This is a genomic window from Bradyrhizobium sp. CB2312, assembly GCF_029714425.1.
Lineage (GTDB): Bacteria > Pseudomonadota > Alphaproteobacteria > Rhizobiales > Xanthobacteraceae > Bradyrhizobium.
The window spans coordinates 8,487,240-8,513,123 of the sequence record NZ_CP121668.1; the positions used below are offsets into that span (position 1 = coordinate 8,487,240).

Here is a 25,884-nt window from a genome sequence, read left to right on the forward strand (position 1 = left end):
CCGGCAGTAGCAGCGCTGTTTGGTGTCCGCGCTGCCAAGGTATTCGTTGCCCTTGCACGCGCAGCGGGTATATTTAGAACATAAAAGGAACCTTCGGAATGTGCATGGAAGAAATATAGGCAGTTATCCCCGTACTTCCGGGTTGCAGAGATTTAGCCACCCTTTCTCTGCAAAAATTGACGAGAATAGGCTTGTCGATGATGAGATTGGGACCCATAATCTCTGCAAAGGATAATGAGATTATGGTCTGCATTCATGAAATCGGGGAGTGGCCGACCTTCCACTGGAATTTGGAGCGAATTGCTGCCCGCTTGGCTTCCGTGCGTCACAAGCAGGGTCGCCTGCTCGGGCGGATGGAACGTCTCGGATTCCCGCTCAAAGCCGAAGCAACTCTCCAGACCCTCACCGAAGAGGTGGTGAAGTCCAGCGAAATTGAGGGAGAGGTCCTGGATCGGGACCAGGTCCGGTCATCCATTGCCCGCCGACTTGGCCTGGACATCGGCGCACTGCCTCCGACGGATCGCTACGTGGAGGGCATGGTGGAAATGATCCTTGATGCCACCGAACACTACGATGCCGAACTCACGGCCGAGCGTCTCTTCGGCTGGCACGCTGCGCTCTTCCCCACCGGGCGGAGCGGCATGACGAAGATTGTCGTCGGCGCGTGGCGCACTGCTGAAACCGGACCGATGCAGGTCATCTCGAGCCCCATCGGGCGAGCGCGTGTCCACTATGAAGCGCCACACGCCGATCGCCTCGACAAGGAAATGCAGACATTCCTTGACTGGTTCAACGGCAACGCCAGCGGCATCGACCCTGTTTTGAAAGCTGCGCTTGCGCACCTCTGGTTCGTAACCATCCATCCCTTTGAGGATGGCAACGGCCGCATCGCGCGCGCCATCGCTGACCTCGCTCTCGCCAGATCTGAGCAGAGCGCCCAGAGATTCTACAGCATGTCCGCTCAAATCCGCCGTGAGAGGAATGAGTATTACGCCATCCTTGAGAGAACCCAGAGAGGTAGTCTCGATGTCACCGACTGGCTGACGTGGTTTCTTGACTGCCTGGATCGCGCCTTCGACGGCGCCGACACCATTCTCGGCAGCATTCTCCGCAAGGCGGACTTCTGGGACCTTCACGCGGCGCGGCAACTTAATGAGCGTCAACGGCTAGTACTCAACCGCCTCTTCGATGGATTCGAAGGAAAGCTCACGTCGTCGAAATGGGCGAAACTCACGAAAGTCTCCCAGGCGACCGCCGCGAGGGACATCGACGAACTTGTTGGCCACGGCATCCTCAAGAAGGATGCAGCCGGAGGCCGGAGCACGAGCTACTCGCTCATAGAGTTGAAAACCTGATAGTTGACCATGAAAGACGATCAAGAAGAGGCATTGAGAAGATTCTCTCAACGCAACTCAGCCGCAATATCGACTTGGTTAAGTTCGCGGAGACGAAAATGACCGCGCTGCTTACGTTTTCTTCGGCCTGGATCATCGGCTCCATCAATCTACTAACCGGCCAAAGCATCCTTCCGCTCGGCTACAACGTGGCTTTCTGCGTAGCTCTTCCGCTTTTTGCGCTCCTGAACTTATCTGCATTCTTTCTTCTATTCGCCAAGTCTTGGCGCACTTCCATCAGCCGTACGATGACGCAAAGAGCCTTCTTTACTGGGCGTACATCGCCGACATCCCCGTGGGCCGATATCACGAGCGGGTCACGGAACGCTATAAACCTGGCGAGAACCACAGTGTCACCGAGCGCTATCTGATAGCCTGCGCGTTCAGATAACCCTAGCAACTCCCATCGGGAGACGAAGCGCGCCGAGCCAAGCGCGCCTCCCGGGTTGAAGCCCCACCATCGGTGCAGTGAGTGCAAGATCGTGAGAACGAGCCGCATGAGCCAGATCGTCACGCGCGCCACCAGCACGATGGCTCGCAGCAGCGAAAGCACAATCTGCACCATGGGTCAGTCTCGCATGCGTTCGTAAAGCGAGCCAGCAACTGCACTTCGAAGATGCAGGTCGCCGAAATAAGTCAATGAAAGAGCGTGCCCCGGGCAGGTATCCCAGCCCTACATCCGACATCGGTTCGCGCAGTCCCGCCGCCATGTCAAGGACGAGCGGCAAGCCGCCCTTGACACGGCGTCGTGCCGTCGCAGTGACATTCAGTTGACCCAGCTTGATGCTGCTGGGCGCGAGCGGGTCTTTTGCGAAAAGAAAAGTGATGTGATCGTCGACGACCAATCAGCAGCGGCCGTACCACACGGATCGACACAGTCGAGACGACTCTTGTGGCCGCAAACAAGCCCGCAGTCGACCTGAACTCTTCGCTTAATCATTCCAAACGAACCAACCAACGTCGTTCTCGCCTAAGACGGCAACGACGCCTAAGACGGCAACGACTTCGGCAACCACCAGCCCGGAACGGATGAGGGCTGACTGTTTCGCCCGCGAGGAAAGTATCAATTGGTCGGACTGATGCCTGATCAAGTCAAGGAGCACTTCCTGGCTGAATGTGCTGGTCCTCCCCGCCTGAGCTCAGCAAACTGGCGCAGCATGACGAATAGCGCGATTATTCCAGCGCCGACCTCAGCGATGGCTTGACTGGCCAACAATCCACTGAAGCCCGATATGACAGGGAATAGAAGTACCGCCGGTATGAAGAGATATCCTTGCCTCGCGAAAGATACGACCGCGCTGAGGCGTGCTCTGCCAAGCGACTGAAGCATTGTCGTCACGAAACTCTGAATACCGTAAAGTCCAAAAAACAGGTGAAAGACGATGCAGGTCAAGACGGCAATATCGGTGACCTTGTCGCTATCGCTGAACAACCTGACCAAAGGCCGGACAAAAAGCATGACGGCTGCCGAATATGCAAAGGAAAGCGCAACCGTGATAGAGAGCATGAACTTCGCAACCTTCAGCACACGGGCAAAGTCGCGGGCGCCCCAACCGAACCCCAGGACAGCTTGAGAGCCGATACAAAAGCCGGTGATCGGCATCGCCCCGATTGTCAAGATTCTTACAGCTATTCCCACGGCCGCAACGAACTCGTCACCGAATCGGGCAGCGGCTCCGTACAAGAACATACCGGCAAGAGCCGATAAGATACTCGTCATCGTCGCCGGCGCTCCAATGAACGCGAGCTCTCTGATGCGATCCACCCGCAACGAGACCTGAGACATTCTGACGAAGGCAGTGCCGCACCGCTTGGTAAAATATCCGATGTAGAGGCTTATAGCGGCGATCTGAGATAGCAACGTCGCTAGGGCTGCGCCTCGCACACCCAAGTCTAGTAAGAATATAAAAAGGGGATCAAGCAAGGCATTCAATACGAAAGCGCTAAGCATGGTCCACATACTGAATCGTGTGTTGCCTTCAGCTCTTGCGATGAAGCCGCTGACGATGTTTAGGAGCATCAAAGTAGACCCCGGCAAGAGGATCGTAGCGTAGTCGAGCGCGATGGGCAGGATGGTTGGGGTTGCCCCGAGTGCGACGAAGATGCCTCGTAGGCTCAAAAGCAGGGCGACGGTCATGATCACGCCGATCGGAGCGGCGAGCGCGAGCGCCGTACTAGCACCTCGACTCGCCTCTAACTCATTACCAGCGCCAAGATGACGGGAAATGAAGGAGGCAGTGCCCACACCGATCCCCTCTCCCACCGCCGCAAGCAGAATAATGACCGGCATAGTCATGCTGACGGCCGCGATCGCCTGCGCACCAAGTGAGCCAACAAAGATAGCGTTGAGGAGCTGCTGTAGGGCGTTGATCGACAACCCGATAACAGATGGAATGGCAAGCCGCAGAAGAAGGCTTGGGAGTCTTTGGTCCGATAGATCCACGTGCCGGTTTTTCTTTCGCATCGCATCGCGCTCATTCATGGTTGACTCTCGTGAGCGCTGCGAATTCATCGATCGTCTGCAACAGCTCTTGTTGCAAGACCGTGCAAAGATGGCGGGTCACCTCATAACCGACCTGGCTTGGATCATACCTCATATCAATCTGTAGACGGCCGGATTGATATCCGACATCGAACCAGAAGAGGTGGATCGCCGCCGCTTGAGCCATGTGTTCGCCGATCCAAAGTGGAGAAGGGTCTGCGTCTAGAAAACAGCGCGCGAAATGGCGCTGCAGACCGGCGCGATAATTGACCCCAATTCTGGGCAGTGGCAGGCGATCGAGCCGGCACCGCACGGCTGGATCTCGGTTTAGGAATTTTAGGGCTCGAAAGCCTATTCCCCACGCGGCAGCGCATTGCGCTGCCGGTATATTGAACGAGCACGGCCGGAACGCGACTCCCTTCCGGTGACATTCAATGGAAGCGGGACGAGCTCGCTGATGAGGCCAATGATCTGAGATGAATCGCAATCGTCAAACAGCCGACCTCGTGTCGAGGTCAGGCTATCAATCCAGAGCGAATAGTTGCCGAACAGGGCTCCAAACGCACCGGACATCGCAGCAAGAAACACATCAAAGTCCTGACAATGCGCTGATCTGGCTCCAATACTGAGGAGACCCGCTGTCGCCTCCCCATCGATCTCAAGATGGTACTTGGCCTGATCTACCCGAAGTGAACGGCCGTTCGAAACCTCCCGCCGACCTCCGAGACTTGGATCGTGAAGCTCTCTCGCGCTTTCTTCGGCGACACTCGGGCCGCGCCATGACGCGTCGCTGACACGCAAGTTGAACTGATCGTAGTCAATGCCCTCCCAGTGCTTGAGTTCGTGTAGTGCTTCGCTGTTCGCGTAGTGCTCGAGGCGCTTCAACCAGGGAGAGAGCCTTTGTACGGTCTCAGGACCATTCACATCATGGCCTGCAGCAAGAGCGTTGTATGCGTCCTCCAATGCTTCGAGGAATAGCCGATAGCCTATTCCATCCACTACGAAATGATGTATCAGCAGCAGCAGATAGTAATCGCCGCTTTCCGAAATACGGAAGGCCGTAACGTGAACAAGAGGCGTGTGGCCGTCAAACCGAAACATGTGTTGACATCTTGCCGAGACACTCTCGATTGTCCTGCGCTGGTCTGGGCCGGTCATTCGGACCAGATCGATCTCCTCCACGATGCGCTCGGCCGGACAAGGCCCGATTCCCAGCCGGAGTCCATCTTGGGTTCGGGCAACGCGCAGCCTGAGGCCTTCGTGCCGCTTGATGATATGGGCGAGAGCGCGGTCCAGGATCTTGATGTTCAGGATGCCACCGGGCAAGAAGAACAGATCCCCGATGTTAAAATGCTCGTCAAAGCCGACAAGAGAATTCCAATACGATATTACGGGAGGCACAGGCAGTAAGCCGTCCGCGAAATCGACGTTGTGGGGTGCCGCCTCCGCTTCCCCCGCCGCCAAATCCCTGATGGTCGGTGTTCGATAAAGTTGGTTGACGGTGAGATTAAGCCCGGCTTTGCGCGCCAGCGTGACGCAACGTACGCTCAGAAGAGAATCGCCTCCGATATCAAAAAAACTGCTGTCGATTCCCACCCCCTTGGCGCCTAATAGATCCTCCCAGATCCGAGCAAGAACTCGCTCGTTCCTGGTGCGGGGCTCAGCAGATGGATTGGTCTCGATCTCGCGGTAAGGAACGGAAGATAGGCGAGCTCGCTCTATTTTTCCGCTCGTCGTCAGGGGAATACTGTCGACCAACCGGAAGGCTGCGGGAATCATGTAAGATGGCAATTTTTTGCGCAGGTGGGCGAGAATCTCTCCAGAGCTTAGATTCTCCCGAGCAGGCACCACGCTCGCCGTCAAGCGGCGATCGTCATCGATGCCTTCTGCGAAGACCGCGGCCTTTGCGATTGCCGGATGAGACTCAAGGGCGCCTTCGACCTCCTCCGGCTCGATGCGAAAGCCCCTCACTTTGATCTGGTTGTCCGATCGGCCGCAAATCTCGAGAAGGCCGCTGGCTGAGATGCGTGCGATGTCCCCACTCCGATAAAGCACGTTGTATTGTCCGCAATCATACGGATTCGGCACGAAACAGCGGTCAGTCCGATCTTGATCCTGCCAGTACCCAGCGCTCAGACAGCGGCCCGCGATGCACAGTTCGCCGGGGGCTCCAACAGGCACTCTCTTCAATCGTGCATCGAGCACGTAGAGTTTGACGTTGTCGATTGGCCGCCCCACTGGGACAAGCGCCGAGTTGTCATCCGCATCCGATGTTTCGTGCACGGCTGCATTGGACGCACATTCCGTCGCACCATAGAAGTTCCACAGCGGCACACCCGGAAAAGACCTACGCCAGCGAGCGGGCAGCGAAGAAGGCATCGGTTCGGCGCTGCTTGTGACCAATCTCAAGGCGGTGCTTTGCGGTTGCCGTTCCTGAGCCCCGATGAGACCGGACAGGAGTGGTGGAGAGGCTAAAAAGCGTGTCACGCGATGTTTTGCCAAACTGCACAACAACAAATCCGGAGCTAGCACCTGCCCTTGGGTGAGGATCAGCGTGGGCACACCTCTCAGAAGCCCGCCAAAATACTCCCAAGCGGACGCAACAAGGCAGGCGGACTTCTGGACAACCATGACGTCGGTGCTGTCGAAGGGAAAGCGTCGCCACATCCAGTTCAGTCGATTAAGAATGGCCCATTCCGGTATAAGAACCCCCTTCGCCCGGCCTGTTGAGGAGGACGTGTATATGAGGTTCGCAATTGGGTGATCTGACGGTGTGTTGCTGGGCGCGAAATCATCCCTCGACACACTGCACGTTTCTAAGGCCAACAGACAAATCGAAGGTATCTCAAAGCCAGGCTCCGTGATATTCGCGTGAAGCAAGAGCTTTGCCTGACTATCTCGCAGGATATGTTGGATCCGATCACGCGGATAATCCGGCGATATCGGCACAACGACAGCATCCAAGCCTCGCGCCGCAAGCATGATAGCGGCAACGTCCGGCGAGCGGTCAACAAGCATGGCGACCAGATCGCCGGCCCCCACCTCCATATTCCGCAGTGACGAGCGGATAGCGGCGACGCGCTCACGCAGCTGGCCGAATGTGACCTCCCCGAACTCGCCAAAATATGCTAAATTGCTCTGATTGGACAGGCTGATCTGCTCGAAGGCTTCAACAAGCGGACATTCAGATTCATATCGCTGGATCGACCCATCCAGCGAATCCAGTATAGTGAGGTCTGAGGAGCTGAGGCAGTTTAGTTCCTCAATGGGCACAAGCGGCTTATCAACGCAGGCGGCAATCAGACAGCGCAGAGTGTTGGCCATGCGAATAGCCAGATCACTCGAGATTATGTCTTCCGCATACGCCAGTTGGAGTGCAATTTCATCGCCCAGATCTTGCGCGTACAGTGTTAGGTCGAATTTGACATAGCCTGTGTCGTACTCGCGGAATGTCAGAGCCAACTCGTCTTGACCAAGTGGCTCGGCGCCTTCGGAATACATGTTGAACATGACTTGGAAGATCGGTGATCGCCCCGGTTCGCGACATAACCTACTATCCCTGACCATCCATCCGAATGGATAGGCCGAATTTGCGATGGCATCGCTGACCAGGCCCTGGATGCGCGTGGCATGAGCAGCAAAGCATTCACCGCCATCGACTGTGGCACGGATTGGCAGCATATTCAGGAAAAAGCCGACGATGTCGGCGCTGCCAGGTTGATCCCGTACAGCGTGTGGTATGCCGACGACAATATCGTCCTGACCGCTATACATTCGTAGCAGTAGCTTGAAGCACGCCAGCAGTGTTGTCGACGTGGTGCAGCTGTTTCCGCGCGCAAATTCTCTTACGCGACTGGAGAGATCGTCGCCAAGCAGCACTGGATGCGAGGCGCCGCGGTATGAATTTGTCTGAGGGCGCGCTCGTCCCGTTCCAAGCGAAAGCACCGGCGGATCATCACCAATCTGACGACGCCAATAGTGACGTTGGCTCTGCAGCGCTTCTGGAGAAGCATGTTGTGTTTCCCACGCCGCGTAGGCCGAGAGTGATGCCCGGTTCTCTGGCCAAGGCGCCACGGCATCTAAATATTTTCGCTGAAGATCTCTGAGCAGAATAGAGATCGACCAGGCATCGAGGATGATTTCATGAGCGGTGATCAATATGAGATGGTTGTCGGGACCAGACCGGACCATACGCGCGCGAAACAAGCGGCCTTGTCGGAGGTCAAAACCGTCTTTCACCTCCGTTCGCCGCAGCTGTGCGATGAGCTCTTCAGCCTCGGAGGAGGTGAGATGAGATACATCGGTCAATCCAAGGCTAGTAGATGGCGGAGCATCGAAGCATTGAACCGGACCGTCTTCGTCGATGAAGCGCGCCGAAAGTGCCTGGTGGGAATGAATGACCTCGGCCCAGGCGCGAGTGAAGCGAGCTAAATCGATGTTTCCCCTAACTCGCAGGCCCCCTTGAATGATGTAGTTCCTTGCAGATGGATCGAGCTGCGAGAGGAACCATAGGTGCTCCTGGAGTCGTGTCAGAGGCGATCGGTTGAGCTTTCGGTATGTAAAAGCTGCGCGGGAATTGGGCTCGGCACTGTGCGCGATCGAAGCGGCAAGAGATCGAATGGTCCCGTGCAGGACTAGCCTGAAATCAGCTCTCACTCCGAGCAAAGTCTGCAACTGTCCCAATATGAGCATTGCGCGGAGCGAATCTCCGCCGAGGCTCATGAATTGGTCATTCACACCTATCTGGTCGATCCGCAAAATACCGGACCAGATTTGACGCAGCCGGACTTCGAGGCCTGTGCGCGGCTCCTCAAATGGCGTTGACAATGGAGGGCGAACAGTGGCCGGGTCAGGCAACGCTGCAAAATCGACCTTTCCGTTCCTGGTCAGTGGAATAGCGCTGACGTGGATGATTCTTTCCGGAAGCATGTAGCTGGGGAGTGCCTCAGCAAGAAAATTCTGAAGGTCGCTTTCCGCCAGTTCAGCTGGAGCTGACACATACGCAACTAGTCGCCGCGATCCGGCTTGCGCCTCGGCCCCACCTATATCTCGCGCGGTAAGCTTTACGCCTGCGCAGACAGAGGCGACTGCGACGGCGCCATGCACCAAGTGATGAGCGGACAAGCGAGCCTCGATTTCCCCCAGCTCGATTCTGTGCCCGCGAATTTTGACCTGACGATCCCGTCGACCGAGACATTCCAAAAGGCCGTCGGAGCGAAGGCGGCCAAGATCACCTGTCCGATATAGGCGCCGGAAGGACAGGTCGTTTGAGAACGGGTTTGGCCCAAACGCATCCTTGGTGCGGACATGGTCATTGACGTAACCGGCAGCGACGCCAACGCCGCTAACACAGATTTCGCCGACCTCTCCTACGTTGCAGAGCCGTGGTCCGTCCGCGATATAAACCTGAACGTTTTCAATTGGCCTGCCGATCGGTACATAAGGCTCCGCCAGCGCAGGCGGCACGGAAACCAGATGATGCGTCACGCCGTCCGCGCACTCGGTCGGCCCGTAGTGGTTGAGAATGGAAACGCGGGGATACAAGGCAAGCCACGCGCGCGCCAATCCCGGTGTTAGAGGTTCTCCGACGGTAGAAATAATCCGCAAGCCGTCCATGGCTCGCTCGGCCGCAGCAAGCGACTGCAGATACTCAACAAACACTGCCAGCACCGACGGAACGAATTGCACAACCGTGGCGCCGCACCGTTGAATTGCTTGAAGGAGCGATGACGGCGACCTCAGTGTCGCATCATCAATAATTGCCGTAGAGGCTCCGACGCAAAGCCCAGAAAGAAGCTGCCACAGCGAGATGTCAAAGCAGTGCGATGCGGTTTGCGCGATGCAATCCGTCTGAGTGAGACTTAAAGCGTCGACCTTCGCCGCCAAATGATTGCTTAGGCCGGCGCGCTCGATCATTGCGCCCTTAGGCTGCCCTGTCGAACCAGACGTAAACAGAATATAGGCAAGTCCATCCACGTTCAGCGATGGCACAACAGACGAGGTCTGTACCCTGCGCAGTGCCGCCTCTATAGCTACGAATGGAGGGGCTCCTTTGCTGCTCTCCTGGGATAGGCTGAGCGACTCCGGCCGGTCTCGGCCTATCAGCAGAGCGCAGCGGCTCTGCTCGATCATGAATGATGTGCGGGAAGCCGGCAGCGATGGATCGAGCGGTAGGTACGTTGATCCAGCATTCAAAATTGCGATGACCGCCGTCGCCCAGTCGAGGTCGCGCCCCCCCCAATAGCCGACAACCGCCCCGCGAGCACCCTTCTCTCGTAAGGTCCTCGCAAGGGCTTCCGATCTTGACCGTAGCGCCTCATATGTGAGTTCGTCTGCGCCGTGCCTCAGCGCAACTCTCTCCGGATCCGAACCTGCAAGCCGATTAATCGCCGTGATCGCGTCAACCGGTTGACGTTCCATAGACTGCTTCTTGCCTGATTGATTTTCCGTAGGCACGCGACCCGCCATTCGTCGCCTTCTGCGGCGCCCAAGTCGGAACGCCGAAGCTCGTCTTGTGCATGCGCAGCCACCCTGGCTTTCGCACGTCGTAAGGTTTTGTCCGTATGACCTTGTCGGTGTTCGCTTCTGGCTCGATGATCAGCAGAGGGACAGGAGGACGCTACGAGCCTGAATCCACTTTGGCACCTACCTACTCTTGTAGTGGACCTGCCATCGTCTGCAGGGCACCCGTAATCAACGCGCCCACAGGCGCGTTATGGCTTGTGATTAGCGTAATTGTCCGATTTCGCGGCACTTGAGCCGGCACCACCTATCCCGTCGAAAGCGTGTTCGCCACCGGGTATACAGTTTGTCCGGGCAAAACGCTCCTTATCGCGGCCACCGCCAGACCGATGGTGTTCAAACGCCGGTGATCGTCGCATCAAGGACCCGGCGACGCTCAACACTAGAATGAATTATCGAAGCGTGAGCTGCCAGTCCGGCGGACGGCATTGAGGTCATCCAAGGGCTGGCACCGGCGAAGAAAACGCCTGATCACCTCCTCACCTAAATCCGCATAGCTCAGCCTATTTGGCCGTCATTCAACTGAGATTTCTTTATGACTTTGGATAACGAGAAGGACGCCCCACCTATCCACAGATGCGCCCTATATGCTCACCAAGCTATGGGGAGCGAAGATTCTCGATGATCCGGAGCTTGCGGAAAGCGCAATCCGAAAAGCCCTTCGACAGCGAGGGCGACACTACTCCACCTTCATGTTCACAAGTTTTGCCCCGGTCACGGCGTCTCCGCAATAGCCTTGTTGGCTGAAACGCTCATGACCCTACATACTTGGCCTGAGAGGTCCTCGGCCGCCGATGTGTTCGTATGTGGCGACAGTAATCCTCCGAACGCCGCGCCAGTTTTGGTGGACCGTTTCAGCCCGAACGTTCGTCGCTTCCGGAGAAGTGTGTCAAGCAAGCAAACGGGATGAAGGAGTGGTCGGTCACTTGGTATAGCCGCTCCTTTTTTGACTGTAGGCCATCTCCGAAGGTGGCTGACGGCGAGAAAAGGCGGCATATCGTATAATCACCCGCGACGACCTGCGTGAAGAGCGCGCAAGTCGGATCGGCCATAGCGATCATCGTCTCAACGGATTTCTCGTCTGCGGCCGCACTGATACTATGTCGCAGCAGTCCAGTCCGCCGGTACTAGATGTGATTGCGACCCTTGGTGGGCTGGGGGAGACTTGACACGTTTGGCGTTGGGCTGAGACTTTGTCCGCCAGCCAAACGCGCAACCTGGTGGCAGATTTGGTGGGGCAGCGCCAGCTGCTCGCATGGAAGGTGGTCGATGTCACGGGGCCTAAATGCCGCAGCGGGATCTCTCCCGGGCGATCGCGGCAAGGCCCAACATCACGTCGCGGTTGATGCCGAAATGGAGGCGATAGAGCCACCAGATTGCGCAGCACCGGTCGAGATCGGAGATGGCCCGAGCGCGCTTTATTGCTGCGGCCATCCGCGCTATCGGCTTCATGCCACGTCTCATCTGGAAACCTGAACGTCTCGGGACCGGTGCTGTAAATTTGCTGAGTTTTTGGTCGGTGACGGCCCGCTCTCGCGCGCGTGCATCGGTAAAGAATTGGGAGCTGATATTCATGTTCGCTGTGGCACTGCTTTGCGCGTCTCGAAGCTGGATGGGAACACACTCATGTGCATCCGAACCTTTCCGTAACCTTACGATGCAAGTACTGCTTCCCAAACGCCCAGATCTGGTAGTGACAATTGACAGCGCACTTATGCGATAAGTACGCGGTGGCGCGCGTCAGCTCGCAGACCGGATGCTGGCGCATCGAATGGTTCGGAGTCGATGGCGTTGGCCGCAGCTCGGAAAACGGCGTAGGCTCTGGCGGCGCGGGCCAGGAGCCATGCGATATCGCCTCGACTCATCCATGGCCGGTTGACGGTCCTGAGCTTTATTCGCGCGTGATGAACCCGCTCCTCGCGAGCTGGCCGTTATTTGGAGGCGGTGATCCACTGCGACTTCATGCCGCTGTGGACGACGGGGTCAAGGAATGTGCATTCGCCATTTGAACAACTCGCCGGCCGACCACCCAACCGAATGGACACGCGATATAGCCAGGGTATACGGCAAAGCTGCCCGCCCATAACATTGGTCCGGCGCGGTCAACAGCACGTTGCGCAGCTTGAGCGGCCTTCACGAATATTGAGGCCAAGCCAATACGAAGCCGTTGCGCACCACCCACCCTCTGAAGTCGAGCCCTTCAACTGCATATTACCAATACATTATCATGCTGTGCGCACACGCATGCGCCACTTTTCTGGTCACCATGATCGGGGTTCGATGACTCTGTACTTGCGGCGTCTATACCGCAGAGGAGATCCTTTGTGCCAGGCCTGTGAGCGAGCGGGTCCATTTCTGGCTGCGCGGCGATGGGGCAGTTCAGCGGCCGCCCGTGAGCATGGTCCGCAAGCGGCCACAAAAGCTGCTGTTCGTTTGTGAATTGCTGCACGGGTTTCGTCAGCTTTTGGAAAGCTAGCCTGAGTACAGACGCGCTGGGGTTAGCGACGTGGTAGAGACAGCGCCTACCAGAATGGGACAGCGCCGAGTCACGTTCCTGCTAACCTCAATCTGCAGCGCAGGCGCGGCAGGGACGCTCCGATCTAGCCCCAACCGACCGGCGCCGAGTCGCGCCCGCGCTGCTTCCGGTGGCCGAGAAATGTCTCCTGCTGGCAGCACCGTCATGCTCGTTCCGGCATCGACAGCCGGTCAGCTTGTGCCGAGGGAGGCTGACGATGTTAAAGTTTGGGGCGCTTGTGGTCTTTCAAGCGTTTGCTTCCATGCCTCCCGTCTTACCCCGCCAGCATTCTCAACTCTGTCATGAGCGGCAGCGCGCAAGCCTTTTTCATGCAGCCGAGCGGTTTAGTATGCGGACATCTCCAATTTCTTCACGAGGCAGCGGACCAGCTTAAAAGTAGCAGACGATCCGACCAATTCAGGTAGGTGATTGGCAGTCGTGCTAAGCCTACAACTTGGGGCACCCCAGGGGGCGAAGTGTCAGCGTTGATACCGAATGGGACAAGGCTGGCACCAAAGTTAGCGGCGCGTGGCAGGGACAGCGCTTTTCAGAGCCTTGAGCGCCGAGTCATGTCGCCGCTAACCTTTGACGTCGCTGGTCCGGTAGGGACAGCGTCGTCGTTAACGGCTTGCCCACCACTCCAGGTAGGTGCGCTTGCGGTAGCTCTCAACGATCAATTGGTAGCACTGTTGGGGATTGCCTCTCACGGGAGCAAAGGTGGCGGGCATTGGCCGACCACAGAGGCTTGCGGCATCTGTTAGGAACCTCGCTTCCAGGACCAGCGCTTACAGCGCGTTCACAACGCGAGCGCCGAGGCTACCCCCGCTGGTTTCGCTGGCATAGTGGGCTAGCAGGACCAGCATCGGATTCTCTCACATGGCGCCAGTCGCCTCGCGCGGCTCCCCGTCTCCTGCAACAACTCTTTCCTGACACCCTCATCGCTATTGCACATGGGCGTTTTTTTTTAATCGGACTTTCTCAGCTGACCGAGCTTGGCGTATGCCGGCTCCGCCGCGCTCGATTGGTACGGACCCGGCCAAAGGCGAAATCGCTTCGCCCTGGTCTCAACCCGGCGCTGAGTCGCAATTTGTCCAGGCTCAGACGTCATGGGAGCAAGGATACGCGTCGCTATCTGCTCATTTTGATACTGGCGGATCCAACCGCGACGTCTGCCCCCTTGCGCTCGCGCTCTCGCCTTGGGCGTTCTGAAGTCGCCACTGCGGGACTTTGGTCAGACCGCCGCTGTTGTGCAGTCAATAGCTCCCGCCAAAGTAGCTTGCGACTTGCCGTACCGGGTTCGATCTGAATTGGTCGTTGTAATCGGTAACCCAACCGGCGCGCGTTCCTTTTTTCAGCTGAGAGACTTCACCGTCTTGCGTTTTGAGCGGACGGGAGACGCTTAGCAATTCATGGACATGGTGCAACCATTCAGTATGTGCAGCTTAGTGGTTTCCCGCTGATGCAGGGCTGAAAACCCCTCTAACGTTTCCCGAACGGCTGTCGCTGCGATCTCAAAGCTTGGGCCGGTTCGTTCCTCGGGGCTGCAACTCGATTTTGTTGAACAGGCCACCACCAAGAGCGTGATGGAGAGCAGCCATATCAAGTTGCACATTGCAGGCGTTCTACCTGATGGCGTCCAGCAAGAAGGGCATTAGCGCCCACCAGCTCCATCGCATGCTCGGCATCACCTACAAGTCGGCTTGGTTCCTCACCTATCGCATTCGCGAAGCGATGCGCGCGGGCGGCCTGCTCCCGCCCATGGGCGGCGGCGGCAAGCCGGTTGAGCTTGAGGAGACTTTCTACAGCCGCCTTCAGGGTATGCCGAAAGGGCCGTTACGCTTGGGCGAACAAAAACGTTGTGCTTACGCTTGTGGAGCGCGGCGGCGCTGCGCGCAGCTTCCACATTGACAGCGTTCGCGCTGGAGAACTCCTGCCGATCATCCGCGCCAACCTCAGCACAGAGGCGCGCCTGATGACGGATGAAGCCAACGCCTACAAGTACATTGCCGAAGTCGAAGATCTCAACCATGAGACCGTGAACCACTCCAAGGACGAGTACGTTCGCGGCGACATCAGCACCAACACGGTCGAAGGCTACTATTCGATCTTCAAGCGCGGCATGAAAGGCGTCTATCAGCACTGCGCTGAGAAGCACTTTGACCGCTACCTCGCGGAATTTGACTTCCGCTATTCAAACCGCTCTGCGACCGGCGTCGGATGGGAACGTGCGGACCTTGCCGTCAAGAGCGCGGCTGGCAAGCGTCTGACGTATCGTCAATCTCACTAAGCGCGATCTATCACGGCTGGCGCGGCGCTTCCTGCGCTGGCGAGCGAAGAAGTATCCGCCAAAGAAGCTGCGGAAGTGGTCTGCCACCACCTAGACTCGCAGCGGAGAATCGGTTCCACTTCTCCGTTGAGTCGAAAAGCCCGCCCTTCGCGGGGGCGGGCTTCCGATACCGCAATCAACATTAGGGGTCGATCGCGGTCCAATAGGGAATTCACATCTGGAAGAGACTCCAGATTCTCCTATGCAGTCAAGGTCGGCCCGGCATTCAGAAAGGGGCCGGAATGGCCTTCAAAGTGCAGAACATCAACGTCGATTTGATGAACGAACAAGCAACACTGGTTGCCTTCGACAATCCGACATCGCCCACTCCGGGCAATCCACCCCATATGCCAAAAATGCTCCAAGTCACCTTTCCGTTTGATCCACCTGCGCGAGAAGGCAAGGAGAAGGATCTGGCGATTGCGGAAGCGAAGAAGGTTCTTCAGCAGGCGCTGAACGAAATCTAAGCTGTCTTTCAAGTAACAAAACCCGGCTTTCCAAAAAGGAAAGCTGGGTCCTTTCGAGATTACCCATCACTCTGCTTCCGTCTTTTTTTGATGCTGCCTTTCTTCGCAGCCGTCCGGGGCTTTTCCTTCAGCGGCTCATGAGGCGTCTTGAGTGCGCCACTTAGCGCAGCCTAGAAACGCTTTTGAGACTCCTTCTCGTCGTATGTGCCGTTCTTATCTTTGCTCATAAGGCCCTTACATGCCTCGCAATCGCGGAAAAAAGGCGCGCGATAAGCGCGATTTCGTCACCAAGGAACTTACGCTCGAAGAGCGTAACGCCATGCTAGACGCCATCCTAACACCGCCGGTGGCCATCTCGTACGCCCTAATCGGCGCGCTAGCAGTCGAGCACGAACTAGAGCTTTCAATCAAAGCCAGACTTCGCCGCATTTCCCAAAACGAATGGGAAGCCATCCTTTCCGATAAAGACGGCCCGCTCGGCACGTTTGATCGCAAGATCAAGTTCGCCAACTACCTCGGCATTCTAGACAGCAGCATGCGCGCGAACCTGGATGTCATCAGGAACATACGAAACAAATTCGCTCACACCAAACGCCTCATGGACTTTGATCATCCATTTATCGCAGATGAATTAATCAAACTTTCGGCGCCGAAGGGGCAAAAGCGAAATTTCGCAAAGTCCAGCAAATACCCGCCACAATGGCGCTATGTATCGCTCTGCCTCCATGCCTTGCGGCTGATGAGCAAGAAGCGACACGGCAACAGATCGGCGGCATTCAAGGCGTGGTCGAAAAGGCAGGAAAAAAGAAACAAGCAGTCCTTCGGACTATTGGGAGGACTTTTTGCCTCCTCAGCACCTAGCGGAAGCTTTCCTGCGCCGCCGCCTCCTCCATCGCTTCTAACACCCACTCCGCCACTTCAGATGAAGAAAACAGAGTTCGATCCCAGCAATCCAACTCCCTACGGATTGCTTTCAGGACTACTTCCCTATCTCGAAGATAAAAAGGGAAAGACATAACCGCGGGCAAGTATATAATCTCCGGCTGAGCTCCGGCCAGCGCCCCGGAAAACATGCGCCGCAAACTGATAGACATTCGGTGCCGGCGGCGTGATGCAACTAAAGCAATGTCTGCTTTGCCCCCACAGCGACCGACTTCGTGCGGCAGCGCAATATGTCGCGATGGGCCAAAGGACTAAACCGCTCGCGCGGTAGGACACTGCGGCGGGCGACACAGCCAAGAGGATAGCGCAACGGAGGCGTCCTGTTTTGAGATGAGGGGTTCGCAACCTTCACTCAAAACAGGAGCATCCCATGACCGACGAGGCAGTGAGCCCGCTGCGCCGGCGCATGATCGAAGACATGACGATCCGCAAGTTCGCGCCCCAAACCCAACATGACTATGTGCAAAGGGTCAAGAACTTCGCGGCGTTTCTCGGGCGATCACCGGATACAGCGAGTTTCGAGGACGTGCGCCGCTACCAGCTCCATCTGGCGGCGAGCGGCATTGGCGTGCCGACCATCAATCAAACGGTTTCGACGCTGCGGTTCTTCTTTAAGGTCACGCTGAAGCGCCACGAGATCGTCGAGCATACCCATGTCATTCACGAGCCGCGCAAGCTGCCGGTGGTGCTCCGCGTGGAGGAAGTGGCGCGGCTGCTCGATGCCGCACCGGGGCTCAAGTACAAGGCGGCGCTGAGCGTGGCCTACGGTGCGGGACTTCGTGCCACGGAAGTGGTCTCGCTCAAGGTCTGCGACATCGATAGCAAGCGCATGATCATTCGCGTCGAGCAGGGCAAGGGCGGCAAGGACCGGAACGTCATGCTGTCGCCGAGCCTGCTCGAGTTTCTGCGCGCCTGGTGGAGGGCGGCGCGCCCGCAGGGGTGGCTGTTCCCGGGTCGCGATCCGGCCCAGCCGATGCCCACGCGCCAGCTCAATCGCGCCTGTCATGCCGCCGCCCAGATGGCGGAGATCAACAAGCGCGTCTCGCCGTACACCCTGCGGCACAGCTTCGCCACCCACCTCTTGGAGCAGAACATCGATGTTCGCGTCATCTAGGTGCTGCTCGGGCACGCCAAGCTCGACACCACGGCGCTCTATACCCGCGTCGCCACCAAGATGATCAGCGAGGTCATGAGCCCGCTGGAGCACATCGCCCTCAAGCTCAAGGAGATCCGGCCGCCCGGCTGACGCGCGGCGCTGGTGCCGCGCCCGGCCTTGGAGGTTGCGGATATCTTCCGCAGCCATGGCGTAGCATGGCGTCACGCCCATGCCGGCCATGTCCAGCCTCGAGAAACTGAAGGTGATGTCGGCGATCGAGCGCTGCCGCACGGCGGAGCTCGGCGGCCATGTCGCGCGCTGCGCGGACTGCGCCTACACCACCATCGCCTACAACTCCTGCCGCAACCGGCACTGCCCGAAGTGCCAGGGCGCCGCCGCAAAGGACTGGCTTGCCGACCGCGAGGCCGAGCTGTTGCCCGTGCCGTACTATCACGTGGTGTTCACGCTGCCTGCGGCCATCACCGACCTCGCCTACCAGAACAAGGCGGTGCTCTACGAGCTCTTGTTCAAGGTCTCGGCCGAGACCATGCTAATGATCGCCGCTGATCCGAAGCATCTGGGTGCACGGATCGGTATCACCTCGGTGCTGCACACCTGGGGCTCGGCCATGACCCATCACCCCCACGTGCACATGATCGTGCCGGGCGGCGGCATCTCCCCCGACGGCGAGCGCTGGGTGTCCTGCCGGCCGGGATTCTTCCTGCCTGTGCGCGTGCTCTCCCGCCTGTTCCGCCGGCTGTTCCTGCAGAAGCTCGTCGCCGCCCACCAGGCCGGCCGCCTCAGTTTCTTCGGCGGCCACGCCGATCTTGCCGATGCGCAATCCTTCGCGGCCTTCCTGGCGCCGCTGCACACGGCCGAGTGGGTCGTCTACTCAAAACGGCCGTTCGGCGGCCCTGAGGCGGTGCTGACCTATCTGTCGCGCTACACCCACCGCGTCGCCATCGCCAACAGTCGCCTGATTGCCTTCGACCAGCAGCACGTCACCTTCAAGTGGAAGGACTATCGCATCGAGGGCCGCGATCGATACAAGCGCGTGACGCTCGGGACCTTCGAGTTCATCCGTCGCTTCCTCATCCACGTGCTGCCCAAGGGATTGCACCGCATCCGCCACTACGGTCTGTTCGCCAGAAGCGCGTGCGCTGACAACATCGCACGCGCGTGAACTCCTCGCCGCTGTAAAACCGGAAGGCCAGCCCACCGCTGCTGCCGTCGATCCCAACAAGCCGAGCTGTCCATGCTGCGGCGGTCGCATGATCATCATCGAAGTGTTCGCGCGTGGTGCAACGCCATGGCATCAGCCGACGGCTCCACCGAACCGCATCAGAATCGACACCTCATGACCGTGTCACAGTCCGGCAAATCTGCCCGTCGCACTCGCTGGCTCTCGACCAGCCACGACAGAGCACGCCCGGATATCTGCCAGCCGTCGCAAGAGGTCGGACAACTTCTAGGGTCCGATCCCATCCGCCGTGCATTCGTCAGCCGCTTCACCGTCGCACCACTCGTTGCATCGGCTCGATCCAAATCAGCCAGCTCGCCTGCGACGCTCAAATCCCCATAGCGCCTGCCGCACGCCATTCCGTCCCTTAAGCGCGGTTTCCTCCCTTGGAGGCTTTCGGACGCCGGCCGCTGAACACGCGGCGCCGTCTCTCAAGCGGCCGGCATCCGAAACCCTTCACAGAAGGCGACTCCGCCCGGCGGTCACGCGTCGGTCCCGACTTGAATCCTGAAAACGGTCGTTGCCGCGCTCGTCTCCGAAAATGCGAATAGCCATAAGCAGGTCGCGGGCCCGGCCGCCTACGCGCTTTTGCCGTGCCGGTGATAACCCCAGTCCGCTTAGCCGCAGGAAGCGGGCCTCCTCCAGACGACGCGCAACTTCGCTGATGGCCACGAGCAGACATTCGTCGCTGCGCCGTCGCCCCATATCCTCCCTTACCGAACGAGACGCTCCACGCTGGCTATTTTTGCAAGTCAAAGCTCTGGAGCATTTTCTTATCCAGAATAACAATCTGGCGCTGCGTATTGCCTACGAAACTAAGAACGCCCTCACAATGAAGTCGCGATACAGCCCGCGAGACCGTTTCTAGGGTTAGGCCGAGATAGTCGGCAATGTCGCGTCGAGACATTGGAAGCGACATCGTGTTCGCTCCAGTTCGGGCATCCATTTCGGCTAAAAAGGCGGCGACCCGTTCTACTGCGGTTTTGCGACCCAAGAGCAGCATGTGATTTTCCGCGTGCTCTAGGTTTCTGGTCGTCATGCTGAGCAGGTTGCGCGCGACCACTGCGTCTGCTTCGGCTATGACCTGGAGACTTTCTCGTTTGATCAAGCGGACGGTGGTTTCCACGACAGCTTCTGCCGTAAATCGATGCTTCTCGCCGTTTTCGAGCCCGAAGATATCGCCCATTAGGTGGAATGCCCCAATTTGTCGCCGACCGTCCGCGAGCAGCTTGTAGCTTCGGACGGCGCCACGCTTCACTTGATAGACGTGCTCGGCAGGTTCCTTCTCGCCGTAGATTTCGCAGCCCTTTCGATATGTAAATTCATTCAAGCTGACGGTGTGGCTCGACGCACTCCCGAAGCCGAAATCATCAATAGTATTGAGTTTGCGTCGATCCGAGGTACGCAACAACATAGGTAAGCTCCCCTACATATCGAACGACCGTGTGCGGAATGAGAGACGTTTCCCTGTCGAAGCCGGTCGAAGAAAAGTAGGGTAATCAATGATTGTTCTTTAGATCATTGTCTCAAGGTACAATGTCAGGTTGCTGGCCAGAGCCGGTACTTTGTCCGCTGAGGGTCATTTTCGAGGGATTTGGCAAAGATTGAGAGCTGGTTGATGTCCGCTCCTTTCCGTAAGCGCCGTACCAGGGTCGGGCCAGGAGTGTTGCGTTTGGCCGGACTGCCGTGATTCAACCCTTTGGGCAAGAGGTACTTACCTCGCTTCAGCCGCGAACGATCCCACGTCTTAATTCACGCTCTTGCAGCCTTTGACGGTGCAACACCGAAGCATCGAGCAACAGTCTCACAGCACTTTGCACCAGCGCACGATTGCTAATTTGTGTCGCCCGCACAATGCAGGCCAGCTCTCTCTCCAAGCCAAATAGAATATGGGCGTGCGCTTCCGTTCCGTCTTATTCAGCTAGAATAGTTTACTCGCGCTCGTCGCGTTCCATGCTAACCAAGCCGCCTTGGTACGTTGCGGGCTACTTGTCGATCGGCGGACCCGATTATGATCCCGCTCCGCAAGAGCGGTTGGCCAGTCCATGAATAGTCGGTTTAGCGCGGCTCATGCAGTCTCGTGCGCTTAGCGGATCAGTTTCCAGGACGGCGCGCTCCTTGAATGTTTGGATATCTTGATCATGGATCGAGACTGGCGTGCTTAATCCTGTTTGGTTGAGCTGTCGCCGGGTTCGCCAGCATCGCTACTTTCGGGTGATCGACGACGAGCTTGCTGATGCCACATCGAAGGAGCGCTGGTTAACGCTTTCTGTCCGACTTGCCGGAGAACTTCGACGGACGTCTCGCCTCGCCAGGCGGCCTCTAGAATTTTGGAAGCGACATGCGTCCGGGTGCCGGTCTCGTTAGGGGATAGTCCTTGGCAAACCTCGTCCAGAACTCGACGAAGGCAGGCAGTTGTTTCGGAGTCGAGCATAGATGATCTTCTCCAATGGAGGGGTGCAATGACCCCACTGCAGGTGAACTTCATGACATAAATATTAGACTGGGCACGCCGACGGAAGGAAATGGCTTCTGTTCTTCCCTACTTATGGTTGCCAAATCATACAATAAACCGTGCTGCGTGTCTTCTCCCTGATCTCTCAGCAAGATCGCCGACGAATTCGGAAAAGTGTTTCGACTAATTTGATCTTCTGGATGCCAAGCAGGGCCGCGCGGCTGAAGAGATCCGCTCGCGGCGCTCACCAATGATTGGCGATTTATTCGATATCGTGAACCCAACAAGCTCCGTTGGCGACGCGGATGGCCGCGCTGCGCGATCCAGTTCACGTTCCGAAGTGTCCGCGCAACCTGCATTCCCAGCTCCAGCGCGTGAGCAATTCCTGTAGCAGCACCAAAAAACATCGCGGCTCTACTCCTGATCAAGGCTCTAGTTCCGGCCAGCCTTGCTCTGTCTGAATTCATCAGCCAAGCCCGGCTCGGCTTGGCATGACTGGCAATCGACTGAAGAAGCGGCGCCGCCATCTGATCCTCGGAGGGAAGTCGAAGTCCGGCTACGCCCGTTCAGGACAGTGAGTGACGCGTTGTGCGCACTTAGTTTACCTGGATAATGTTCTTGCCAAAAATCGCCCTCACCTAGCGCCCGGCGAGGAGCGCCGCGCATCCAACGTGATGGCCTCTCACAGCGTCTTCAAATATTCAAGAAGCGCCCGCCGCTCGGCGCCGGTCAATTCTGGCCCGATGACCCCCGGGGGCAGCTTCGTTAAATCCGTTTCCCGCCCTTGAAAGGAATGCCCGCGATTGCTGTTGCCAAGCAGCGATACGTTGAAGTCCGTCAGGCCGGCCGGGCAGGCGTCGTTCGCTCGCACTTTCGCAACGAGTCCGACGCTAACAGGATCGAATTTGCGGCTACCAACGCAGAAAGAACTTGGCCGCTGGCCCTGCGGCAATAACATGTCCTTCAGCGTCGGCACCGATCCATTGTGCAGATACGGAGCTGTTGCCCAAACTCCGTCCAGCGGACGTGCCCGGTACTGAGGTTCCAGAGTAAGGACATCTTCGTCCTTGCCGTTACGGCGCACACGCGCTTCAATGTATGCTCGCGGGTTTTGGCAGTTCTTCCGCGGCCCCCACATCTGCTGCTTGGCTTTTTCGGAAGAGTTATTGGCGAGGTTCCATTGATCGATCGTCTTACCCACGACATCCATCAGGGCGAGCACAAACAAGGGATTTGCCGCCTTATCGGCCGGAAGGCCGCACCCCCAGGCTTTGTTCAAGTCATCGATCGGATTGAGACCGAGTGCCTCGGGTAAGTGAACACGCCGCGTCATCAGGACATTGGATTGTTGACGATCGGTGCCGATGACGTTCACTGGTAGCTGAGCAACGTTGAAATAGTGGCGTCCGCCGATCTCCACCCAATTTTTCTCGCCCTTGGCAGAGCGATCTGGGTTCTCCGGCTTCCAGAACGAATCTTCCGGCCACTTTGCATCGAATGCGGGATCGTTGACGGGTCCACGGTGGCATTCAAAGCAGTGCGAGCGATAAAGATCGCGACCCTTCTCGACGAGGTTTTCGTCGATGGCCCAGGCCGGGTCGCCTCGAAACCTGTCCTGCGCATCCTTCCATCGTGGCGCGACAAGCCCGTTGAATTTCCTACCACTTGCTTCCGCCGACGAAAAGGGATCGGTACCGCGCAAAAGCTCCTCGAAACCCGCAATATCCGACAGATGGATGGATGATTCAAAAAGCGGCCGTCCCGGCGCGGGTGCCCTCATGTTGATTTTCGCGCTGACACCGAGCGCTTCGCCAGAATTGCGAACAAGCTCGTTGAGAACAGAGGCGTCATACTGCGCCCAAAGGAAGTAGGGCGTGTCCCAGATTGGCGGAAAACTCACAGGAGCGTCGTTGCGCGCGAAGTTGCCCTTGAGGAGCGGATCTGGGAGTTCTCCGGTCACAGGGTCGAGAAAATTGGTGTAAAAGACCTGGTTGCCGATCCGGTTCAAGGCATCAAGTCGACCAAAACCCTCGTCGAGATTCGTCACGCCCTGCCTCGTCAAAAGGCTATCGTTTGCGGCCTTTTGCTTCTTGATCTTTTGAAATGCGAGCTCCAGATCACCTCGAAGCTTCTTGCGATCGAGGCTTCGACCTTCAACGCTTTCCAGCCGGTCGGCGAAGCGTTCAAACCGCCACGGCAAGATCAGCGTATAGCCGATTGATAGACCAATAACCCGTTCAACCTCGCCAAGATTGACCATCGCTGGCCCACCATCGTAGCGAATGCTGACATTTTTGTACTCCAAATGACCCGTATGACAGGCGGCGCAGGTTAGTCCGATCTGATCTTCGTAGAAGCCCCCCGTTGTCGGGTCGACGCCCCCCTTCAGGATCGCGAAACCTACAGGCAAACCATTTGCATTGTCAGGCGTGCTCGCTGTCCAAGTGGAGCTAACACCCTTGGCATCCTCCTGGTAGCCGTACGCAGGTGAGCTAGCGTCAAAGTCCTTTGAGCTCGGACTTGGGATGAAACCAAGGCGTCGCAGGTACTCGCTGTCCGCCAGGCTCGTGTAACGGACCGACAACTCAGGACGTTCTAAAGCCAAGAACCATCTATAGGGCACAGGAATGGTCGCCGTGCCTTGGGACGTGTGGTGGAACCAGTAACGCTGCCGCGCAGTCCAGTTCTGTGGCAGCCAGTATGCGCTCTCGATCTTCGATGGCGCAGGCAGTGTCGCGGGCAGCAATTGGGCAACCAGATTTGCGGCATTCTTGACCTTGAGCGCCGCGTCGCGCAGCTTCTCGGGTGCGAAATACGCCAGCCCTATTGACGCCACCGCGACGAACACAATGGCGAACAAGAGAGCGACGACATGAGGCCACCGCCTCACCAGTCCACCGATCCATGCGCTGAACGAACGCGCCCCCATAGCAACCTCTCCTTAATCTTAAAGGCGCCTGCAGCCGCGCGAGCGCCTGCCCTGTTCCGACATGGCGCTTATTACTTGTTCAGCAATTGGCTATTGATGAAGGTGACGACGTCAGCGGTCTCGGCTGCCGCGCGTCGCGTTATGGTCGCGGCCGCTGGGCCACCATGCAAGAACGAGGGGAACCAACCGAAATTGCGAACATTCCAGTCTTCTTTCGGTAGAACGGCTCGGTTCACGCCGGACACCGCGAAGCCTTGCACTTTCCTGGCGAGTGGCTGCGCGGTTTCGGTGTGACAGCTCACGCAGTCCGTATTGAAGAAATGGCTCTTCTTCGTATCGGCAATGATATTGACGATCTCGAGTACGCGGCTATTTGGCACCTTGGCATCGATGAAATCGGCCGTCGAAACACCCTTACGATTGGCAAGAGGCAGGGGAGGCTTCTGCAGCGCCGCGTGGCGACACGTCGTCGGATTCTGGTTGTTCGTGGCAGGCCGCGGGACTACGTGCGTTCCGCCGACGATGCTGAACATCTGTGCGGTATGAAGGCCATCGAGCGTCGGGCCAGGCACTGGTATCAACCCGGCCTGCGGGACCCTTAGCATCGAGACGAACACCCAGGGTTCGGGTGGTGAAATCCCCATGACGGCCATGGTGTTAAGACGCTGCGGCGAGAGATGCTTTTCCAGCAGAGCTTTGACAGCATCACGAAATGTTTTTGCGGATGCACCGACAAGGCCCGGGTGCACGTTCATGTCACCGGCAGTCGAGACCTTGACATTGCCGAACTTTCCAGCCGCAAGTTGATCACGCAAAGATGCAACATCACGAACGATTGCCTTAAAGGCTTGATCGTCGGGTTTAAATCGCGGGAATGGCGCACAACCATCAAGAGGTGACTCCGGTTCGAGGTTGAAACTGAAGATAAGATGACCGGCAGTGTCATGGACCTTGAATCCTTGCGGTCCATTGGTCACCGGCTGAATAATCAGGCGGATTTGCGGTTGTCGGCCAAACTGGGCAATAACATCAGCAGATAATCCCGGGGCTCCGGGATCGATCCGGATGCCTGCAACGAACCAGGCATCGATCTTTTTCACGACGTCAGGCAGCTGAATGCGACGCGCGCCCGAGTCCGGCACGCCGTCGCGTTCTGGATTTTCGGCGTTTGCGATAAAACGCGCGAAATCCTCATCGGACAAAAGCCGCTGCGGAGCCCCAGTGGGGCCGGCGAGATCGGACAGCGCGATCAGATTGACGAGGTCTGCTGGCGCTTTCGGTGGAGGAAACAGGATGGACACATCGTTGGCTGAAAGCGGCTTGGATGGCGTCTCGGCCCGGGCTATTCCTGCTCCCGAGGCAATGGCGACGATCAGTCCCGCTGCTGTAAACAGGCGACCAAGCTTTGAGCGGCGGATTTCATCTTTTGCCATCGTCGGCAATTCCCCTGTAAGATTGAAAAGTCGAAAGTCCGATCTAGACCGCTTTCAGTCACATAATCTCCGCCCGCGGCCGG

Annotated in this window: 11 protein-coding genes and 3 pseudogenes; 6 read left to right on the forward strand and 8 right to left on the reverse strand. The window is 57.7% G+C overall.

Annotation, left to right across the window (positions count from 1 at the left end):
• Positions 1-242: 242 nt before the first annotated feature.
• Positions 243-1,355, forward strand: coding sequence for a Fic family protein (locus tag QA642_RS40715; RefSeq protein ID WP_283081864.1), 1,113 nt, complete (start codon positions 243-245; stop codon positions 1,353-1,355).
• Between the two features lie 181 nt (positions 1,356-1,536).
• Here the strand turns inward: QA642_RS40715 and QA642_RS40720 are convergent, their stop codons facing one another.
• The 5 genes from QA642_RS40720 to QA642_RS40740 form a co-directional block, all read right to left on the reverse strand.
• Positions 1,537-1,959, reverse strand: coding sequence for a hypothetical protein (locus QA642_RS40720; RefSeq protein ID WP_283081865.1), 423 nt, complete (start codon positions 1,957-1,959; stop codon positions 1,537-1,539).
• A 522-nt stretch (positions 1,960-2,481) separates the two neighbouring features.
• Complete coding sequence (locus tag QA642_RS40725) at positions 2,482-3,876, reverse strand: MATE family efflux transporter (RefSeq protein WP_283081866.1); 1,395 nt, start codon at positions 3,874-3,876, stop codon at positions 2,482-2,484.
• Positions 3,869-4,063: a hypothetical protein gene (locus tag QA642_RS40730; RefSeq protein ID WP_283081867.1), complete on the reverse strand. Its 195-nt coding sequence runs from the start codon at positions 4,061-4,063 to the stop codon at positions 3,869-3,871. The genes QA642_RS40725 and QA642_RS40730 overlap by 8 nt, the downstream gene beginning before the upstream one ends.
• Before the next feature lie 164 nt (positions 4,064-4,227).
• The gene (locus tag QA642_RS40735; RefSeq protein ID WP_283081868.1) at positions 4,228-10,344 is read right to left on the reverse strand and encodes a non-ribosomal peptide synthetase; all 6,117 of its coding nucleotides are present in this window, start codon (positions 10,342-10,344) and stop codon (positions 4,228-4,230) included.
• Positions 10,345-11,679: 1,335 nt separating this feature from the next.
• Complete coding sequence (locus tag QA642_RS40740; RefSeq protein WP_283081869.1) at positions 11,680-11,973, reverse strand: hypothetical protein; 294 nt, start codon at positions 11,971-11,973, stop codon at positions 11,680-11,682.
• 2,520 nt (positions 11,974-14,493) lie between these two features.
• Here QA642_RS40740 and QA642_RS40745 point away from each other — a divergent pair.
• The 5 genes and pseudogenes from QA642_RS40745 to QA642_RS40765 all read left to right on the forward strand — a co-directional run.
• Positions 14,494-15,200, forward strand: a pseudogene (locus tag QA642_RS40745) (IS1595 family transposase); the annotation flags it as partial.
• A gap of 281 nt (positions 15,201-15,481) precedes the next feature.
• The gene (locus tag QA642_RS40750) at positions 15,482-15,706 is read left to right on the forward strand and encodes a hypothetical protein (RefSeq protein WP_271609451.1); all 225 of its coding nucleotides are present in this window, start codon (positions 15,482-15,484) and stop codon (positions 15,704-15,706) included.
• A gap of 238 nt (positions 15,707-15,944) precedes the next feature.
• Entirely contained in the window at positions 15,945-16,724 is a 780-nt protein-coding gene (locus QA642_RS40755; RefSeq protein WP_283081870.1) for a hypothetical protein, read from the forward strand.
• 294 nt (positions 16,725-17,018) lie between these two features.
• A pseudogene (locus tag QA642_RS40760) lies at positions 17,019-17,894 on the forward strand (tyrosine-type recombinase/integrase).
• A 12-nt stretch (positions 17,895-17,906) separates the two neighbouring features.
• Positions 17,907-19,105: pseudogene (locus QA642_RS40765) on the forward strand (IS91 family transposase).
• A 618-nt stretch (positions 19,106-19,723) separates the two neighbouring features.
• On the opposite strand, the gene QA642_RS40770 reads toward QA642_RS40765, so the two are convergent.
• From QA642_RS40770 to QA642_RS40785, 3 genes are all read right to left on the reverse strand, one after another.
• A complete protein-coding gene (locus QA642_RS40770; RefSeq protein ID WP_283081871.1) occupies positions 19,724-20,398 on the reverse strand; it encodes a helix-turn-helix domain-containing protein in 675 nt (224 codons plus the stop codon).
• Between the two features lie 1,723 nt (positions 20,399-22,121).
• Positions 22,122-24,368 carry a di-heme-cytochrome C peroxidase gene (locus tag QA642_RS40780; protein ID WP_283081872.1) on the reverse strand — a complete coding sequence of 749 codons (2,247 nt, stop codon included), beginning with the start codon at positions 24,366-24,368 and terminating at the stop codon, positions 22,122-22,124.
• Between the two features lie 71 nt (positions 24,369-24,439).
• Positions 24,440-25,801, reverse strand: a complete 1,362-nt coding sequence (locus QA642_RS40785; RefSeq protein WP_283081873.1) for a hypothetical protein — start codon at positions 25,799-25,801, stop codon at positions 24,440-24,442.
• Between the last annotated feature and the right edge of the window lie 83 nt (positions 25,802-25,884).

Coding starts and splice junctions, on each gene's coding strand:
- QA642_RS40715 (WP_283081864.1), top strand. CDS start 243: ATGGTCTGCATTCATGAAATCGGGGAGTGGCCGACCTTCCACTGGAAT.
- QA642_RS40720 (WP_283081865.1), bottom strand. CDS start 1,959: ATGGTGCAGATTGTGCTTTCGCTGCTGCGAGCCATCGTGCTGGTGGCG.
- QA642_RS40725 (WP_283081866.1), bottom strand. CDS start 3,876: ATGAATGAGCGCGATGCGATGCGAAAGAAAAACCGGCACGTGGATCTA.
- QA642_RS40730 (WP_283081867.1), bottom strand. CDS start 4,063: ATGGCTCAAGCGGCGGCGATCCACCTCTTCTGGTTCGATGTCGGATAT.
- QA642_RS40735 (WP_283081868.1), bottom strand. CDS start 10,344: ATGGCGGGTCGCGTGCCTACGGAAAATCAATCAGGCAAGAAGCAGTCT.
- QA642_RS40740 (WP_283081869.1), bottom strand. CDS start 11,973: ATGAATATCAGCTCCCAATTCTTTACCGATGCACGCGCGCGAGAGCGG.
- QA642_RS40750 (WP_271609451.1), top strand. CDS start 15,482: ATGGCCTTCAAAGTGCAGAACATCAACGTCGATTTGATGAACGAACAA.
- QA642_RS40755 (WP_283081870.1), top strand. CDS start 15,945: ATGCCTCGCAATCGCGGAAAAAAGGCGCGCGATAAGCGCGATTTCGTC.
- QA642_RS40770 (WP_283081871.1), bottom strand. CDS start 20,398: ATGTTGTTGCGTACCTCGGATCGACGCAAACTCAATACTATTGATGAT.
- QA642_RS40780 (WP_283081872.1), bottom strand. CDS start 24,368: ATGGGGGCGCGTTCGTTCAGCGCATGGATCGGTGGACTGGTGAGGCGG.
- QA642_RS40785 (WP_283081873.1), bottom strand. CDS start 25,801: ATGGCAAAAGATGAAATCCGCCGCTCAAAGCTTGGTCGCCTGTTTACA.